The sequence below is a fragment of the Owenweeksia hongkongensis DSM 17368 genome, assembly GCF_000236705.1.
GTDB lineage: Bacteria > Bacteroidota > Bacteroidia > Flavobacteriales > Schleiferiaceae > Owenweeksia > Owenweeksia hongkongensis.
On sequence record NC_016599.1, the window covers coordinates 2,211,329 to 2,228,862 of the forward strand.

Below are 17,534 nucleotides of genomic sequence, written 5' to 3' on the forward strand. Positions count from 1 at the left end.
GCAATAATAGATATGGAGACAACATACGATAACAGTTCATTGAAGTTGAAGAAGGAATTCCCTGAGGCTGAAGACTTTTTACCTCTAAACGGAACCGACTATGTAGAGCTTTATGTAGCCAACGCCAAGCAAGCGGCTCACTTTTACCAAGCGGCTTTTGGTTTTCAGCCACTAGCTTATTCAGGTCTAGAAACCGGAGTAAAAGATCGCAGCAGCTACGTATTAGTACAGGATAAAATTCGCATCGTACTTACATCGCCTCTTACTAAAGGTGGCCCTATTAATGAACACATCGACAAGCATGGTGATGGAATTAAAAATGTTGCCCTTTGGGTAGATGATGCTGCAAAAAGTTATGAGGAAACTACCAAGCGTGGTGCTGAGTCTACTTTTGCTCCCAAAACCATTGAAGATGAAAATGGAAAAGCTGTTCTTTCGGCTATCCGCACCTATGGTGAAACCAATCACATTTTTGTAGAGCGCAGCGCTTATGACGGCCCTTTCCTTCCTGGATACACTACTTGGAATCCTGAATACAAGCCAGCAAGTGTAGGCCTTAAATACATTGACCACATGGTAGGTAATGTAGGTTGGAATGAAATGAATAAGTGGGTAGAGTTTTATGCCAAAGTAATGGGCTTTGCACAGCTTATTTCTTTTGATGATAAAGATATTTCTACCGACTACACTGCTCTAATGAGTAAGGTAATGACCAATGGCAATGGCCGTATTAAGTTTCCAATCAACGAGCCAGCTGAGGGTAAAAAGAAATCTCAAATTGAGGAGTACATTGACTTTTACAATGGCGCAGGTGTGCAGCACGTAGCTTTGGCTACTGACAATATCATCGAAACCGTAACTCAAATGACTGAGCGTGGTGTTGAGTTTTTGCGTGTACCAGATGTATACTACGCAGATGTGTTAGACCGTGTGGGTAAAATTGATGAAGACCTGGAGCCTCTTAAGAAATTAGGTATTCTGATTGACAGAGATGATGAAGGTTACCTTCTTCAAATCTTCACCAAACCAGTGGGCGACCGTCCAACACTTTTCTTCGAAATCATTCAAAGAAAAGGAGCTACTTCTTTTGGAAAAGGAAACTTTAAAGCGCTTTTTGAAGCTATCGAAAGAGAGCAAGAGTCAAGAGGTACTTTGTAATTTAGTTAACTAGTGTATTGGTTGATTTGTTAACTGGTACACATATTAATATTTAAGAGCAGGATTCAGAAATGGGTCCTGCTTTTTTTGTTGAAAAAACTGGAACACTGATTACACAGATTGTGTGGGTAATCGCGGAAAAGTTTTACGCAATAATTTCACGCAAAGCCGCAAAGAAAAAACTGGAACGCTGATGGCACGGATTGTTTGGATGACTAAGGATTAACTCTGCTAAATCTACTTGCTATATTTTCACGTATAAACGCAAAGAAACTGACGCAAAAAACTCTGTGAAACCCTGTGCTCTCCGTGGTAAAAACAAACCACCAATTTCATCAATTTCACGGATTATCTCTGGGCTCATCCGCGTCATCTACGCGCTACGTTTTCATGCAAATCTCCGAAATGCTTCGGAGCGGGCCGCAAAGAAAGGCACGCAAAGAAAACTCTGTGAAGCTCTGTAAACTCTGTGGTAAAAATTGAAAACTCAAAACCAATCAACTATTTAACAAATTAACTAGTTCCTCACTCAACTAGCGGCCTTCCTTTTATCAATAAAAATATATAGCCCAAGTGCCAGAATACTTATACCTCCAAGAATCATAAATCCAATTTTCACACGCTCGGTATCTTCTCCCATCCAGGCCAATATAATAGTAAGCGGAGTAATCCCAAGCATGGTAGCTCCAATAAATCTCCAGAAGCTCATATTTACCAAACCTCCCACAAAGCTTACGGCATCATTGCTCAAAAAAGGAGAAAGCCGAAACACAGTCACCGTCCAAAATCCATATTTCTCCAAAAATGTCTCCATCTTTTCCCGACTGTCATGACCTATAATTTTATCAATGGTGTAAGTTCCCAAAGCATGACCTAAAAAGTATGCAAACACCGAAGCTAGAAATACGCCCAGCAAACAAAGTCCTCCACCGAGCCATGGGCCATACATCATTATACTCAGTGACATCACCAAAACTGAGGGGATAAAAAACAAGAACAGCTGAAACAGAAACGCTCCTAGTAAAATCAAATATCCAATTTCACGATAAGGCTCCAGAAACTTCTTCACCTCTTTTACTTCACCTGTACTAAAAGCATCATAAGCCTTGTTTGCCCATTGCTGAAACTCATTGTTGAAAAAATAAAATCCAACAGCAACTAAAATAATTGTGATGGACGCAATGGCGGGAATACTTGGTTTCTTCATTTATAAAATATCTATTTCAACAACCCTCTATTTTTCGATTTTGTTCTTTTACGCATTCGACTTTGCCCCAAAGTAGTTTTGGATTTATCTTTCCTCCCTAGCAACCTTTGTCTATCAAATGGGTGTCTATACAATAGTGCCCAAACTAAATGAATTGATGAAAAAATATTTATTCACCTTCCTCACTCTCCTATTTGCAACTTTTAGCTATTCCCAAGTCCGCACCCTTACCGGAAAGGTGATTGATGCTTCCACTAAAAAAGCGATGCCATTTGTAAATGTAACAGTTAACAATACGCAAGTTGGCACTGCGACCGACATTGACGGAAACTACAACCTTACATTAAACCCTGGCCCTCACACCATCAATTTTTCATTTATAGGATACCAAAAGCAAAGCGAACAAATCACGGCAACACAATCAAAGCTAAACATTGCAATGGTGGAAACAAGTGAGCAACTTGAAGAGGCAGCTGTATTTCCGGGTGAAAACCCTGCGCATAGAATTATCAAAAATGCTGTAGCTCATAAAGACGAAAACGCTCCCGAAAACCTTCCTTCTTTTACCTACAAAACCTACAGCAAATTTGTGGTCACCCTCGATGAAGACAGTTTGGCTACCGACACAGCAATGACTAATACGCTGGATTCAGCTTTGACAAGAGGCGACTCTTTAGATCTTGACATTATCCAAATGATGGAAAAACAACACCTGTTTTTTATGGAAACGGTAACCGAACGTAGCTACCTTCCACCTTCACGTGACAACGAAACGGTGCTTGCCAACCGGAGTTCAGGTTTTAAAAATCCTTTGTTTTCTTTACTCATCACACAGCTGCAATCCTTCTCTTTTTACAGTGATTATATTTCCATTGCTGGCCAAGATTTCTTAAACCCTATTACCAAAGGAAGCACTAAGCGCTACTTTTTTATAATTGAAGACACTACCTATAACTCGCCTACCGACACAGTCTATGTAATTTCTTATCGACCAAAACCCAATTACGGATTCCAACCTTTGAAAGGTGTGGTATACATCAACTCTTCCGACTGGGCCATACAAAGTGTAATTGCCGAGCCTTATGAAAATGACGGCACTCGCATCGCCATTGAGCAACGCTATAAACCCTACGCTCCACACATTTGGTTTCCTGATCAGCTTAGCGCAGAAATCAGTTTTGGAACTATTTCTTTAAATAATTTTAAACCTGTAGCTCGCGCCAGAACCTACCTAAAGGATATAAAGGTGGGAGCTGACATTAAGAAAAAGGATGTCTCCCGCGCTCAGGTAAGCATTGATGAATTGGCCGTAACAAATGCTGACATGATTTTGAACCAGTATCGTGTGGATAGTATTTCCAGCCAAGAGCAAAGCACCTATACTTTTATGGATTCGCTTAGTGAAGCCGAAAATCTGGATAAGCGACTAAAGATATTAACCACCCTAGCCACGGGGAAAGTTCCCATCTATTTCATCGACTTAGACATTGATAAAATCCTTAGTTACAACACCTACGAAGGATTTCGCTTAGGGATTGGAGCTCACACCAATAGTCGATTCTCGAGGTGGTTTAAAATAGGTGGATATGTAGGTTATGGTTTTAAAGATGAAGTAACCAAATATGGCTGGGACAGTGAAATCATACTTCACAAGCATAGCAATCTAAAGCTTTTGGGTGGCTATCAATTTGACATTTTTGAAAGTGGCGGAGTAAATTTTATTGCAGAGCCTACCCTTGGCTTTTTTGCAGATAATTACCGTAGGCTTTTCATTCCGCAGTGGGATGAAACCTCTCGCTACTTCGCGGGCTTCACTTTTGACCCACTGCCAAATGTACATCTTAAGCTATTGACACAACGCGAAAATCGCTACATGGTGGGTGATTATTGGTATGACGAATCTAATGATGGGAACTTCGTAAATGGTTTCAATTATTTTGAAGTGGTGGCTGCCGCTCAATATGTACCATCTCAAAAATATGTAGAGGGCCCTGACTTTGGTAAACTAATTTTTGAAACAGGCTACCCTGTAATTGATTTACAATATACTCGTGGTATCTCAGGAGTTTGGGATTCCGAATTTGATTATGATAAAATAGACCTAAAACTAATTCACCGTATAAAAAAGATTGCGCTTGGCGTAACCAGTTTTGAGCTTCAGGGGGGAACCGTATTGCAAGATGTACCTTATTCAAAACTTTACACTGCCACCGCAAACCAGATAAACAGCGATGACTTTTGGAAACGATCTTTTATGCTGGCCGATCGCCACAGCTTTGAAACCATGCGCTTTAACGAGTTTATGTCCGACACCTATGTTCACTTTATGTTTCGCCAGGATTTTAAATCACTTCTATTTAGACGAAAAGAATTTTCACCACACATAGAATTGGTGGCACGTGCCATGTGGGGGGATCTTCGAAGCCCTGATTTACATAAAAACATTTCTACCAAAACTCCTGACAAAGGCTACTATGAAGCGGGTTTAGAGTTTAATAAACTTATCAGTCAAAACCTTGTGGCCATAGGAATTGGAACTTATTATAGATTAGGCCCAGAGAGCCTTCCGAGCTTTGAAGAAAATTTTGCTTTCAAAATCACTTCCAAATACTCCTTTTAAAATCATTTAATTGAAGGAGGTTTAAGGTCTTAGATATAATTGTCGTTATTTTGCCGACCGAAATTCACAGGGTTCATTAGGCAGAGAATATGTTTACATTCATAGCGCGATTAATACTGAGAAACCGAATCACCATGCTGAGCATAGTGATTCTTTCTACCGCTTTTATGCTTTTTCAGGGGCGTAAAATAGAGATGAGTTACGAGTTTTCTCGCCTGCTCCCACTCACCGATTCTACACAGGTAACTTATCAAGAGTTTCAGGAGGAATTCAAACAATCGGGAAATACTGTAATTCTTGCCGCTGAAAACATTAATGTATTTGAGCCAGAAAGCTACAAGGATTGGATGCGTCTGGAGAAAAACCTCGATACCATTTCGGGGGTAAAAAACATCCTTTCTCCAATTAATGCGTACAATTTGGTGCGCAATGACAGCCTCAAAAAATTAGAACTTGTTTCCTTTGAAAAGAACTTTGACGCCAACACCAGCGATAGTTTAGGTAAGCTTTACAATAGCCTTCCTTTTTACCGAGAACTACTTTACAGCAAAGATGAACGTGCCCCTTTGATGCTTGTGCAAATTGGGGACGATGTGCTTTACACCAAAAGCATTGTTCGCATTATCGAGTCTATCAAAAAAGTGGTTGCTACTTATGAAACCAATACGGGCCATAAAGTACACGCCAGCGGACTGCCCTATATACGTATGGCGAGTACCAAAAAAATCAGCAGTGAAATTGGTCTTACTGTGGGCCTATCCCTTTTTGTAACTACCCTTATTATGTTCCTTTTTATGAGGAGCATCAAAGCAACACTTATCACCATGACGGTGGTTATCCTTGGGGTAATCTGGTCTTTTGGTCTTATTGCAAGTTTTGGTCATCAAATAAGTATGCTGAGCGCACTTATACCTTCTTTGATAATTGTGATTGGGGTGCCCAATTGTATTTTCCTCATCAACAAGTATCACTCCGAATACAAGGATCACAAGAATAAAATAAAAGCAGTACAGCGCGTTATCCGCAAAATTGGTGCTGCTACCTTACTTACCAACACCACTACAGCACTTGGGTTTGCCGCTCTTATTCTTACGGACAGTATTATCCTTAAAGAGTTTGGTTTAGTAGCCTCCATCAACATTCTTATTGTATTTGTGATTAGCATTATTGTAATTCCAATCTTTTACAGCTACTCCAAAACACCTAAGAAACGTCATTACAACCACCTTGAAAAAAACTGGATAAACGGTTTTATAGGTTTTCTTTTAAACACTGTTTCGAAGCATCGCAAGATTGTTTATGTGGTGGTGATTGGCCTCGCTATCGTTGCAGGGTTTGGTACTACTTTGATAAAGACCACCGGAAACATTACCGAAGAATATAAGGACAGCGACCCTCTCATTCTGGACCTTAAATTTTTGGAGAAGAACTTTGGAGGCACTGTACCGCTAGAAATTGTAATTGACACCAAAAAGCGCAATGGTGTTCAAAGCTTATCTTTTCTCAAAAAAGTAGATCAGCTTCAGGCCGAACTAGCCACTATGCCCGATTTGTCGAAATCACTTTCAATAGTGGACGGAATCAAGTTTGCCAAGCAAGCTTATTATAATGGTGATTCTTCATTTTATAGCCTACCCACCAGTCAGGAGAAGAACTTTATCCTCAGCTATATTCCAAAGCAGAAAGAAGGTCTTTCAATGCTAAATTCCTTGGTAGATAGCACTGGGCAAAGAGCGCGAATTAGCATTCAGGCAGCTGACCTTGACACCGAGGAAAGCGCAGTAATGATGAAGCAAATCAAAGCCAAGGTGAATGAAATATTTGATCCCGAACGCTACGATGTAATCATCACTGGTGCATCTGTTATTTTTCTTCACGGCACTAGCTACCTTATCAAAAACCTGATAGTAAGTCTTGCTTTGGCCATTAGTGTGATCGCCATAATTATGGCTCTACTTTTCCGCTCAGCGGCTATGGTTTTGGTTTCATTGGTTCCTAACTTATTTCCGTTACTAATGACGGCTGGACTTATGGGTTATTTTGGAATACCATTAAAACCTTCAACTATCCTTGTATTCTCCATTGCCTTCGGAATTTCAGTAGATGACACCATTCACTTTTTAGCAAAATACAGGCAGGAACTCAGAGCCAATGGCTGGAATATTTCAAATGCCGTACTGGTTGCCATTCGTGAAACTGGCGTAAGTATGTTCTACACATCTATTGTGCTATTCTTTGGCTTTAGCGTATTTCTCACATCCAGCTTTGGCGGCATTACAGCTTTAGGAATGCTCGTTTCCATCACTTTGATAATTGCAATGCTTAGCAACCTATTATTGCTTCCTACCTTGCTGCTGAGTTTGGAAAGAAGGGTAGCCAATAAAAACTTTGATCATCCAATGATTACTCTTTACAACAATAATGAAGAGGAAGAGGAGGATGAAGACGAATCTGAAAATAACTAACACCAAAAACCCCCGTAAACCATGAAAGGAATTATTCTAGCCGGTGGATCCGGAACACGACTACATCCTTTGACACTTGCCGTAAGCAAGCAGCTGATGCCCATCTATGACAAACCCATGATTTACTATCCGCTAAGCACATTGATGCAAGCGGGAATAAGGGAAATCCTTATCATCAGCACACCACATGACATGCCGCTTTTCCAAAAACTTTTGGGTGATGGTAGCCGCATCGGGTGCAAATTTGAATACACCATTCAGCATGAGCCAAACGGACTTGCACAAGCCTTTGTACTTGGTGAAGAATTCATTGGTAATGATAGTGTTGCTTTGGTTTTAGGAGACAACATTTTTTACGGTACAGAGATGGGCAATTTGCTAAAAGAAAGCAAAGACCCTAGTGGCGGAATTGTTTTCGCTTACCAGGTTTCCGATCCCGAACGCTACGGTGTTGTTGATTTTGATGAAAATCTTAAGGCAATTTCTATTGAAGAAAAACCCGCAAAGCCTAAATCTCGCTATGCCGTTCCAGGTCTTTATTTTTATGATAATGACGTGGTAGAAATTGCTAAAAACCTAAAGCCTTCGGCTCGTGGTGAATATGAAATTACTGATGTAAACAAAGAGTACTTAAAAAGAGGTACGCTTAAAGTGGGCATTTTGGATAGAGGTACTGCGTGGCTAGATACCGGTACATTCAACAGCCTTATGCAGGCTGGACAATTTGTTCATGTGATAGAAGAACGTCAAGGTTTGAAAATTGGTTGCATCGAAGAAATCGCCTACCAGCAAGGTTTTATAAATGCTGATCAACTAAGAGAAATTGCTAATCCATTGGTAAAAAGCGGATATGGTGAATATCTGATGCGCCTTTTGGAAGATTAAATTATGGAGAAAATCAACGGCTACACCGCACTGATAGAGCGCACCTTGGCTCGTCAGGATTTTAACGACAAGCCCATTGAACTTTACGAACCGATAAGTTACATCCTTTCACTGGGAGGAAAACGCTTGCGCCCAGCCCTTACTTTGGCAGCTTGCGAGCTTTTTGGAGGCGACCCTCAAGAGGCTTTGGTGCCAGCTCTTGGAATCGAGATTTTCCACAACTTTTCGCTTATCCATGATGACATCATGGACAAAGCACCTTTGCGCAGAGGTAAGAAAACCGTTCACGAAAAATGGAATAGTGATGTAGCTATCCTTAGCGGTGATGCCATGCTGGTAAAAGCTTACCAATACATTGTTTCGGTGAAGCCGGAGATTTTACCATCCGTAATAAAAGTGTTTAACCAAACGGCTTTGGAGGTTTGTGAAGGTCAACAATATGACCTCAACTTTGAAACTCAGGATGACGTTTTGGAAGACGATTACATTGAAATGATTCGTCTTAAAACTTCAGTGCTTTTGGGCTGTGCCCTGGAAATAGGAGCTCTTATTGCCGGAGCAAGCGTAAAACAGGCAGATGCTATTTACAGTTTTGGCGAAAGCATCGGTATTGCTTTTCAAATTCAGGATGATATTTTGGACGCCTTTGGTGACCCCGAAAAATTTGGAAAAGCTACTGGTGGCGACATTCTTAATAATAAGAATACCATTTTGCGTATTAACGCAACACACAATAGCAGCCCTGAGCAGCTTGCTTCTCTGGAAGCTAACTATGCAAGTGATGCCGAAAAAGTGGAAACCGTGAAAGGTATTTTTAAAGATACCGGAGCTTTGGTTTACGCCCAATCACGTATGAATGAGTTTTACGATGAAGCCATTAAACATCTAAAAGATGCAAATGGTAGCACAGAAATAGAAACCGAACTTGCCACCTTTGCACAATGGCTGATCAAGCGCGACCTGTAACCTGGAACCAGTTTCTGGAAAAAACCGGGGAACAGTATTCTTATAAAAGCCAGTTGATTGCCCAACTGGAAAAAGATCTTCGCATCATTTATTCTGAGCATGATGCTGAAACTATTTACAAAGAAACCCTGCAAATACTAAGCGAAAAAGTACACAGCAATCAGCTTGGTGAATTGCTTTACCGCATAGATTTGAACGAGCATGTAGCAAAAAACTGTATGGATCAAGAGTCACCCATTGACTGCATTACAGCCGCTATACTTTCGCGTGAAGCACAAAAGGTTTATTTCAGAATTCAATATTCACAAGACACATAAGGCTCAACAATTTGGTGTAAGTTCAGGTTATAGAAAAAAACCTGAATAGAATGAATGCCATTGACCAAATAAAAGCAAGTGTATTAGATTATTGGGACAGCTTTTTACAGCACGTTCCAAAGCTCATTTTAGGACTTATCATTTTGGTGCTTGCCATAATGATATCGCGTTGGCTTTCTTCTCTTTTTCAAAACAGGCTAAGCAAACGCCTGGATGACCAGCTTCTAAGTTTATTCCTTACCAAAATATTAAGGATGGCGCTTATCGTCCTATCGGTACTTTTGGCATTTAATGTAATGGGTTTCACTGGAATTGCAGCTGGTCTTTTGGCGGGTGCCGGAGTTGGAGCCTTAGTTATTGGTTTTGCTTTTCAAGACATTGGAGCCAATTTTATTGCTGGTGTTATTCTTGCCTTCAACCGTCCATTTAGCATTGGCGACACTATAGAAATTGCTGGAGTGATGGGTAAGGTGCTCAGCCTAAACCTTAGAACCACTCATGTAAAAACCTTTGATGGCAAAGACGTATTTATACCCAATAACACCATTGTAAAAGAGGAACTCGTTAATTATACTAAAGACGGGTTTATTCGCCTTTCGTTTATTGTGGGAATTGATTACGAAGACAGTGTAGAAAAGGCGGTAGAGACCATCATTGCAGCCACCTTGGAGCATAAGCAGGTATTGCAGTATGAAGGCAAAAAGCCAATGGTGATCATTAAAGATTTGGGCGTAAGCACTGTAAATCTTGAAGTACGATTTTGGGTAGAAACCTTTGACTACAAAGATGGCACTGGCGCCATTAGGAGCCACGTCATTGCCAGTGTTCTTAAAAACTTAACCAGCTCTGGAGTGGGGCTACCTGCCGATATTGTAGAATTGAAATATTATAAAGGCGAAGGGTTCCCTATTAAGCTAACCAACGCGCCAAACAAAGAGTCTAAAACATAAAACCAATTACGGGAAACCAAGCAGTTCCGTAAGGTGAATCATAATCGTGAAGTACATTATACTTTAAGCCTAGCTGCACATAGCCGTTATTTCCAATCTTCTGGCTAATCCCGGCTTGTAACCAAAGCACCGAGGTCCATTGATTCTCTTCTTCATAATTATTTGCGCCATAATAATAGGGTACATCGTGATTCAATATTTCATATTGTACACCAGTATAAAAACCGTTGAACGGAAAGAAATTCACAAACGCATTGGGCCCGTGAATGGTGTTATCATAAGTAGCGCCTGACACATAATTCCCACCACCTGCATAATATAAATTTGACCTAAAATACATATAGGTATAGCCACCACCAACTACCCACTTATCATTAAGCCTATAGCCCACACTTGGCGAAAGGTATAGAGAAGTATAACTTCCAAAGGTGGCACTCACACCACCACCTATGATCACATTATCCCAAAAATCACTTTTTGGCTCCTGCTGAGCAGCAAATGGTGTGGGCTTATTTGTTGATGGGTTTTCTCTATTTTCTGTTTGCTCTTGGCTATTTGTATCCTTCTCCGTTTTTTTAAAACGCTCCTGAACCTGCCCAAACACTGGACTTGCCATAACAAACAATAGTAGAATAATTAACTTTTTCATACCTCTCATAACGCTTATTGTACCACAAAGGTATTAAAGCCACACTACAAAATTTTAACTCTCTTACACACAAACAACTCCTACTCTTTAGAAAGTATTAATTTTGTCGGCAATTTCACGCTGTTGAATAAAAAATATCATGGATAGATTTTCCTTTCTTGGAGGACTTCACTCTGCTTTCATTGACGATCTTTATCAAAAATATTTAAAGAGCCCGGACTCTATTGAGCCTAGCTGGCGTGCCTTTTTTCAAGGCTATGACTTTGCTCTTGAAGAATATGCTGATGAGCCAAATACCAACGGACATGCCTTGGATTATGCGCTCAATCATGCTGAGATAGTTGACGAAATAAAAAAGGAGTTTAAAGTACTGGAGCTTATCGAGGACTACCGTACTCGTGGACACCTCTTTACCGAAACCAACCCTGTAAGAGCACGTAGGCAGTATTCACCTACCTTAGATCTTGCAAACTACGGTCTTACCGAAAAAGACCTGGACTTCCAGTTTCAGGCTGCTAAGGAGCTAGGCTTAAAATCCTCTGCTTCCTTACGCGAAATTGTTGATCACCTTAAACGCATTTACTGCCAAAGTATAGGTGTCGAGTATATGTATATCCGCAATCCGGAAAGGATAAAATGGATACAGGAAACCTTGAACAAGCACGACAATCAACCACAATTTAGTGCTGATGACAAAAAGCTCATTTTAAGCAGGCTCAATGAGGCTGTAGCTTTTGAGAATTTCCTAAACACCAAATTCGTTGGTCAAAAGCGTTTCTCAATTGAAGGAGCCGAATCATTGATTCCGGCTATGGACATTGGTATAAAAACCGCAGCTAAACTTGGCGTAAAAGAATTTGTGGTGGGCATGGCTCACCGTGGCCGACTTAATGTGCTTTCCAATATTTTTGGAAAAACACAGCGTGACATTTTCAGCGAGTTTGAAGGAAAAGAATTTGAGGAAGATGAGTTTGATGGTGACGTAAAATATCACTTGGGCTACTCTACTGAGAAAGAACTTGAAAATGGCAACAAAATAAAATTAAACCTTTCTCCAAACCCATCTCACCTGGAAGCGGTAGATGCTGTGGTAGAAGGTATTGCTCGTGCAAAGATAAACACCGATTATGATGGGGATGCAACCAAAGTGATGCCCATCCTTATTCATGGTGATGCGGCCATTGCTGCCCAAGGTATTTTGTACGAAGTAGTACAAATGGAGCGCCTGGATGGATACAGCACCGGAGGTACGGTTCACGTTGTGATAAACAACCAAGTTGGTTTTACCACCAACTATCTTGACGCCCGATCAAGCACTTACTGTACTGATATTGCCAAAGTAATTTTAGCACCGGTACTTCACGTAAATGGTGATGATGTAGAAGCTGTGATTCATGCTTTCCAATTTGCCATGGAATACCGCCAGCGTTACAGTCGCGACATTTTTATTGACCTACTTTGCTACCGTAAATATGGCCACAACGAAGGTGACGAGCCTCGTTTTACCCAGCCATTACTTTATAAGAGTATAAGCAAGCACAAAAACCCGAAAGAAATATATACCGCTAAGCTGGAAAAAGAAGGTGTACTTGACGAGGCATTTCTAGATGGTTTAGAAAAAGACTTTCGTCAAATGCTTGAAATGCGATTTGATGAGTCAAAGAAAATAGAGAAAAACACCATCACCCAGTTTATGGAAGATGAGTGGAAAGAATATCGCGTTTCCAAACCAGAAGATTTTCATGGAAGCATTGATACTTCTTTTGACATTGATAAACTGAAGAGTATCACTAAAACGATTACCACTCTTCCTGAGGGTAAAAAATTCTTCAATAAAATAGCTCGACTACTGAAGCAGCGTGCTGAGATGGTAGAGAAGAAGAACGCGCTAGACTGGGGTATGGCTGAATTATTGGCCTATGGCTCGGTAATAAGCGATGGCTACAATGTTCGCCTTAGCGGTGAAGATGTAGAGCGAGGTACTTTTTCCCACCGTCATGCTGTAATCAAGGTAGAGGATTCGGAAGAAGAGTTCATCCTTCTTAACAATATCGAGGGTCGTGAAGGCCGATTTGCTGTATACAATTCACTATTAAGTGAGTATGGAGTTTTAGGTTTTGACTATGGTTATGCCATGGCTTCACCCGAAACTTTGGTGATCTGGGAAGCACAATTTGGAGATTTCTTCAACGGTGCACAGATTATTGTTGATCAATTCCTTTCTGCTGCCGAAGACAAGTGGAAAGTTCAAAACGGACTTGTTCTGCTTTTACCACACGGCTATGAAGGTCAAGGTGCTGAGCACTCCAGTGCCCGCCTTGAAAGATGGTTGCAGCAATGCGCGCAATACAATATGCAGGTAGCAAACCCTACTACTCCAGCAAACTTCTTCCACATGATGAGAAGACAGATGACTCGTGAGTTCCGTAAGCCGCTTGTGGTAATGTCGCCAAAAAGTTTGCTTCGTCACCCTAAGGTGGTTTCAACGATTGAGGATTTGGCAGAAGGTAAATTCCATGAAATACTGGATGACCCGCGCATCGAAGATAAAAACAAAGTTACCCGCGTAGTTATCCTTAGCGGAAAGCTATATTACGATATAGATAAGGAGCGCGATGAGGAATTTCCCGAGCATACTGCCATCATTCGTTTGGAGCAGTTGTATCCATTGGCTGATGAGCAAATCAAAACTATGATTGGCAGTTACAAAAAAGCCGAGAAGATAATTTGGGCTCAGGAAGAACCTAAAAACATGGGTGGAGCATATTATATCAAAATGAATTTCCCTGTGGAGATTGACGAGATTATTGCCCCACCATCAAGTGCCAGTACTGCCGCAGGGTCGTCCAAAGCACACGCTGTACGTCAGCAAAAATTAATAAAAGATATACTTAACGCATAAAGTAAAAATAAAGATGAGCGTAGAAATTAAAGTTCCATCACCTGGTGAATCCGTATCAGAAGTAGAAATCGCTTCGTGGTTAGTAGAAGATGGCGACTACGTAGAAAAAGACCAAGAAATTGTAGAGCTTGACTCTGACAAAGCTACCCTTGCCATGCCAGCTGAAGAATCTGGTATTATTTCTATATCTGTAGAAGAAGGCGAAGAAGTGGAAGTGGGCCAGGTAATTGGAACCATTGACACTAGTGCAGCCAAGCCAGAAGGAAGTGGTGATGACAGTAAAAAAGAGGACAAGCCAAAAGCAGATGCTCCAAAAGAGGAAGCTAAAGCTGAAAAAGCTCCTGCCAAAAAAGAAGAAACTTATGCTTCTGGTAGCGCTTCGCCCGCAGCTCGCAAAATTCTTGACGAAAAGGGAATTGACGCAAAAGCTGTGGAAGGTACTGGCCGTGATGGCCGAATTACCCGCGATGACGCTGTAAAAGCTGAAGCTTCTATGGGGACTTCTACTGGTGCCGCTCGTCCTTCTGATCGCAAAAAGATGAGCTCCTTGCGCAGAAAGCTTGCTAAGCGTTTGGTATCTGTAAAAAATGAAACGGCTATGCTTACCACTTTTAATGAAGTGGATATGAAGCCAATCTTTGATCTTAGATCAGAGTACAAAGAAGACTTTAAAGAGAAGCATGGTGTAGGCCTTGGTTTTATGTCATTCTTTACCCTTGCGGTAACACGTGCTTTGAAAGAATTTCCTCAGGTAAACTCAATGATTGATGGTGATGATTTGATCACTTTCGATTACGCAGATATTAGCATCGCGGTAAGTGGACCAAAAGGACTTATGGTTCCTGTGATTCGCAATGCCGAAAACCTAAGCTTTGCTGGTGTAGAAAAAGAAGTGAAGCGTTTGGCGATCCGTGTTCGTGAAGGTCAAATTACCGTTGATGAAATGACTGGTGGCACCTTTACCATTACCAATGGTGGTGTATTTGGCTCTATGCTTTCTACCCCTATTATCAACCCTCCACAGAGTGCTATCCTTGGAATGCACAATATCGTTGAGCGTCCGGTAGCTATTGATGGAAAAGTAGAAATTCGTCCGATTATGTATGTGGCTCTTTCTTATGACCACCGTGTAATTGATGGCCGTGAGTCTGTAGGTTTCCTTGTAGCTGTAAAAGAAGCTTTGGAAAACCCACAAGAACTTTTGATGGGTGGTGACAATGTGGTAAAAAAAGCCCTTGAGTTGTAGAAACTAAGGTTTAAGTATATATTTTTAGAAAGCCTCGGTATCGAAAGATATTGGGGCTTTTTTGTTTTCGGCAATGTCACCTCTTTACGAAAAACTACTTTTGCAATCGCAAACAGTTTTCTATGATAGATACCCACAGCCATATTTACCTTGATGAATTTAAAGAAGGTTTTGACGATATGCTGGCTCGCGCCAAAGAGCAAGGCATTGATGAAATTTACCTTCCTAATATTGATGTAAAAAGTATTCATAACCTAAAAGAACTGGCGGCCAACTATCCGCAGTGCAAACCTATGATGGGGTTGCACCCGGGTTCGGTAAAAGAAGATTATCAGGAACAACTGGCGGTAATGTTTGAGGAATTGGACAATGGGAAATACTATGCTGTTGGTGAAATAGGCATGGATCTGTATTGGGACAAAACTTTCGTGGAAGAGCAGCGCAAGGCTTTTGCTATTCAAATTGAAAAAGCCAAAGAAATGGGCCTCCCCATCGTTATCCACTGCCGTGAGGCTTTTGATGAAGTTTTCGAAATTTTGGAAGCTTATCATGACGACAAACTCTTTGGCATCTTTCATTGCTTTACAGGAAACTTAGAACAAGCCCATCGTGCGCTTTCGCTAAATATGAAATTAGGAATTGGTGGTGTAGTTACTTTCAAAAATGCCGGGCTCGACAAAGTGGTGGAAAAGCTGAATATCCATGATTTGGTTTTAGAAACTGATGCTCCATATTTGGCACCCATGCCTCATCGCGGAAAGCGTAATGAACCAGCTTACACAGCTCTAGTGGCCCTTCGTGTGGCAAGCCTATTAAATATACCTTTGGCCGAAGTAGATAAGATTACTACCGCCAACGCTAAAGCGATTTTCGAAAAATGACCAAATCCAAAATATTGATGCTGTATACCGGTGGCACCATCGGTATGATGACAGATCCCGAAACTGGCGGTCTCAAGCCTTTTGACTTTGAACATCTTTTGGAGCAAATCCCGGAAATACGCCTGCTCGATTGTGAAATAGAAACAGATAGCCTGGACAGACCAATCGATTCTTCAGACATGAAACCTGAGCATTGGTTAAGGTTGGCCAAACGTGTTTATGATGGCTACAATCAATATGATGGTTTTGTGATTCTTCACGGCTCGGATACCATGGCTTACTCTTCATCGGCACTTAGCTTTTTGATTGAAAATTTGGCAAAGCCCGTAGTTTTTACCGGGGCACAATTGCCAATAGGCATCAGTCGTTCGGATGCTCGCGAAAACCTTTTGACGGCTTTGGAAATAGCACTGGCTCGCAGAAAGGATAACCTTGCCATGATTCCTGAAGTAGCCGTTTATTTTGAGTATGCCCTTTTCAGGGGAAACCGAATTCACAAAATGAGCACTGAAGATTTTGAGGCTTTTCAGTCGCTGAATTACCCAAAGCTAGCCGAAGCGGGAGTTCATATAAAGTATAATCACTCCTTTATTGAGCATCCTACCAAAGACAGCATCAAGCTTTATGACCAGCTCGATCCCAATATTGGCGTACTCACAGTTTTCCCAGGAATGCAGGAAAGTTTTATAAAACCGGTCATTGAAAACCCGTCCATCAAAGGACTGCTGATTCGCACCTTTGGCTCTGGCAATGCTCCAACCGACCCATGGTTTTTAGAAACCGTACACGAGGCAATAGATCGTGGTGTAAAAGTGGTCAACATTTCACAGTGTAGTGGTGGTGGAGTGATTCAAGGAAAATATGAAGCCAGTAGAGCGCTAAAGCAAATGGGCGTTATCAGTAGTGGAGATATGACCTTTGAAGCTGGGCTCACTAAAATGATGTTTTTGCTGGCCAATTTCCCTACCGAAGACTTTGCAGAGCTCTACCAAACAAATCTACGAGGAGAGCTTTCCAATTAGGTTGCGTTTTGTAATTTTGCGCCCTTCCAAAAGGAGAGGTGTCCGAGTGGCTTAAGGAGCACGCTTGGAAAGCGTGTGTGCGGGCAACCGTACCGCGGGTTCGAATCCCGCTCTCTCCGCAAGACAAAACCCCGTAGCACAATGTGCTACGGGGTTTTTAGTTTTTTCATTGAGCTGAGCTTGCTCAAGTGAAAATCGAAAAACTAAAAACCATAGTCTGCGCCAGCAGGCTTACTGGGTTTTGACTTGATAACATTCTCCCCTAG

At 41.3% G+C, this 17,534-nt stretch carries 13 protein-coding genes and 1 tRNA gene; 12 read left to right on the forward strand and 2 right to left on the reverse strand.

Annotated elements, in window-relative coordinates; all coding sequences use genetic code 11:
- Positions 1–12: 12 nt before the first annotated feature.
- On the forward strand, positions 13–1,158 hold the full coding sequence (hppD, locus tag OWEHO_RS09930; RefSeq protein ID WP_014202343.1) for a 4-hydroxyphenylpyruvate dioxygenase: 1,146 nt from the start codon (positions 13–15) through the stop codon (positions 1,156–1,158).
- A gap of 529 nt (positions 1,159–1,687) precedes the next feature.
- Here the strand turns inward: hppD and OWEHO_RS09935 are convergent.
- Positions 1,688–2,365: a TVP38/TMEM64 family protein gene (locus OWEHO_RS09935; RefSeq protein ID WP_014202344.1), complete on the reverse strand. Its 678-nt coding sequence runs from the start codon at positions 2,363–2,365 to the stop codon at positions 1,688–1,690.
- A gap of 157 nt (positions 2,366–2,522) precedes the next feature.
- Between OWEHO_RS09935 and OWEHO_RS09940 the strand changes: the two genes are divergently transcribed.
- From OWEHO_RS09940 to OWEHO_RS09965, 6 genes are all read left to right on the forward strand, one after another.
- A complete protein-coding gene (locus OWEHO_RS09940; RefSeq protein WP_169312779.1) occupies positions 2,523–4,985 on the forward strand; it encodes a DUF5686 and carboxypeptidase-like regulatory domain-containing protein in 2,463 nt (820 codons plus the stop codon).
- 89 nt (positions 4,986–5,074) lie between these two features.
- Positions 5,075–7,450, forward strand: a complete 2,376-nt coding sequence (locus tag OWEHO_RS09945) for an efflux RND transporter permease subunit (RefSeq protein ID WP_041627547.1) — start codon at positions 5,075–5,077, stop codon at positions 7,448–7,450.
- 21 nt (positions 7,451–7,471) lie between these two features.
- Positions 7,472–8,335, forward strand: a complete 864-nt coding sequence (gene rfbA / locus OWEHO_RS09950; protein ID WP_014202347.1) for a glucose-1-phosphate thymidylyltransferase RfbA — start codon at positions 7,472–7,474, stop codon at positions 8,333–8,335.
- A gap of 3 nt (positions 8,336–8,338) precedes the next feature.
- Positions 8,339–9,301 (forward strand): polyprenyl synthetase family protein, encoded by a 963-nt coding sequence (locus OWEHO_RS09955; protein WP_014202348.1) that lies wholly within the window; start codon positions 8,339–8,341, stop codon positions 9,299–9,301.
- Entirely contained in the window at positions 9,277–9,618 is a 342-nt protein-coding gene (locus tag OWEHO_RS09960) for a hypothetical protein (RefSeq protein ID WP_014202349.1), read from the forward strand. The genes OWEHO_RS09955 and OWEHO_RS09960 overlap by 25 nt, the downstream gene beginning before the upstream one ends.
- Before the next feature lie 50 nt (positions 9,619–9,668).
- Positions 9,669–10,568, forward strand: a complete 900-nt coding sequence (locus OWEHO_RS09965) for a mechanosensitive ion channel family protein (protein WP_014202350.1) — start codon at positions 9,669–9,671, stop codon at positions 10,566–10,568.
- On the opposite strand, the gene OWEHO_RS09970 is transcribed toward OWEHO_RS09965, so the two are convergent.
- Positions 10,558–11,217: a hypothetical protein gene (locus OWEHO_RS09970; protein ID WP_014202351.1), complete on the reverse strand. Its 660-nt coding sequence runs from the start codon at positions 11,215–11,217 to the stop codon at positions 10,558–10,560. The two genes, OWEHO_RS09965 and OWEHO_RS09970, sit on opposite strands and share 11 nt — an antisense overlap.
- A 139-nt stretch (positions 11,218–11,356) precedes the next feature.
- Here OWEHO_RS09970 and OWEHO_RS09975 point away from each other — a divergent pair, with 139 nt between their 5' ends.
- The 5 genes from OWEHO_RS09975 to OWEHO_RS09995 all read left to right on the forward strand — a co-directional run bounded on the left by OWEHO_RS09975 (position 11,357) and on the right by OWEHO_RS09995 (position 17,387).
- Positions 11,357–14,119, forward strand: a complete 2,763-nt coding sequence (locus tag OWEHO_RS09975; RefSeq protein ID WP_014202352.1) for a 2-oxoglutarate dehydrogenase E1 component — start codon at positions 11,357–11,359, stop codon at positions 14,117–14,119.
- Positions 14,120–14,132: 13 nt separating this feature from the next.
- Positions 14,133–15,365 carry a 2-oxoglutarate dehydrogenase complex dihydrolipoyllysine-residue succinyltransferase gene (odhB, locus tag OWEHO_RS09980; protein WP_014202353.1) on the forward strand — a complete coding sequence of 411 codons (1,233 nt, stop codon included), beginning with the start codon at positions 14,133–14,135 and terminating at the stop codon, positions 15,363–15,365.
- A gap of 122 nt (positions 15,366–15,487) precedes the next feature.
- A complete protein-coding gene (locus OWEHO_RS09985) occupies positions 15,488–16,246 on the forward strand; it encodes a TatD family hydrolase (RefSeq protein ID WP_014202354.1) in 759 nt (252 codons plus the stop codon).
- Complete coding sequence (locus tag OWEHO_RS09990; RefSeq protein WP_014202355.1) at positions 16,243–17,268, forward strand: asparaginase; 1,026 nt, start codon at positions 16,243–16,245, stop codon at positions 17,266–17,268. The genes OWEHO_RS09985 and OWEHO_RS09990 overlap by 4 nt, the downstream gene beginning before the upstream one ends.
- A gap of 32 nt (positions 17,269–17,300) precedes the next feature.
- Positions 17,301–17,387 (forward strand) — tRNA-Ser (locus OWEHO_RS09995).
- The last annotated feature ends 147 nt before the right edge of the window (positions 17,388–17,534 follow it).

Coding starts and splice junctions, on each gene's coding strand:
- hppD (WP_014202343.1), top strand. CDS start 13: ATGGAGACAACATACGATAACAGTTCATTGAAGTTGAAGAAGGAATTC.
- OWEHO_RS09935 (WP_014202344.1), bottom strand. CDS start 2,365: ATGAAGAAACCAAGTATTCCCGCCATTGCGTCCATCACAATTATTTTA.
- OWEHO_RS09940 (WP_169312779.1), top strand. CDS start 2,523: ATGAAAAAATATTTATTCACCTTCCTCACTCTCCTATTTGCAACTTTT.
- OWEHO_RS09945 (WP_041627547.1), top strand. CDS start 5,075: ATGTTTACATTCATAGCGCGATTAATACTGAGAAACCGAATCACCATG.
- rfbA (WP_014202347.1), top strand. CDS start 7,472: ATGAAAGGAATTATTCTAGCCGGTGGATCCGGAACACGACTACATCCT.
- OWEHO_RS09955 (WP_014202348.1), top strand. CDS start 8,339: ATGGAGAAAATCAACGGCTACACCGCACTGATAGAGCGCACCTTGGCT.
- OWEHO_RS09960 (WP_014202349.1), top strand. CDS start 9,277: ATGGCTGATCAAGCGCGACCTGTAACCTGGAACCAGTTTCTGGAAAAA.
- OWEHO_RS09965 (WP_014202350.1), top strand. CDS start 9,669: ATGAATGCCATTGACCAAATAAAAGCAAGTGTATTAGATTATTGGGAC.
- OWEHO_RS09970 (WP_014202351.1), bottom strand. CDS start 11,217: ATGAAAAAGTTAATTATTCTACTATTGTTTGTTATGGCAAGTCCAGTG.
- OWEHO_RS09975 (WP_014202352.1), top strand. CDS start 11,357: ATGGATAGATTTTCCTTTCTTGGAGGACTTCACTCTGCTTTCATTGAC.
- odhB (WP_014202353.1), top strand. CDS start 14,133: ATGAGCGTAGAAATTAAAGTTCCATCACCTGGTGAATCCGTATCAGAA.
- OWEHO_RS09985 (WP_014202354.1), top strand. CDS start 15,488: ATGATAGATACCCACAGCCATATTTACCTTGATGAATTTAAAGAAGGT.
- OWEHO_RS09990 (WP_014202355.1), top strand. CDS start 16,243: ATGACCAAATCCAAAATATTGATGCTGTATACCGGTGGCACCATCGGT.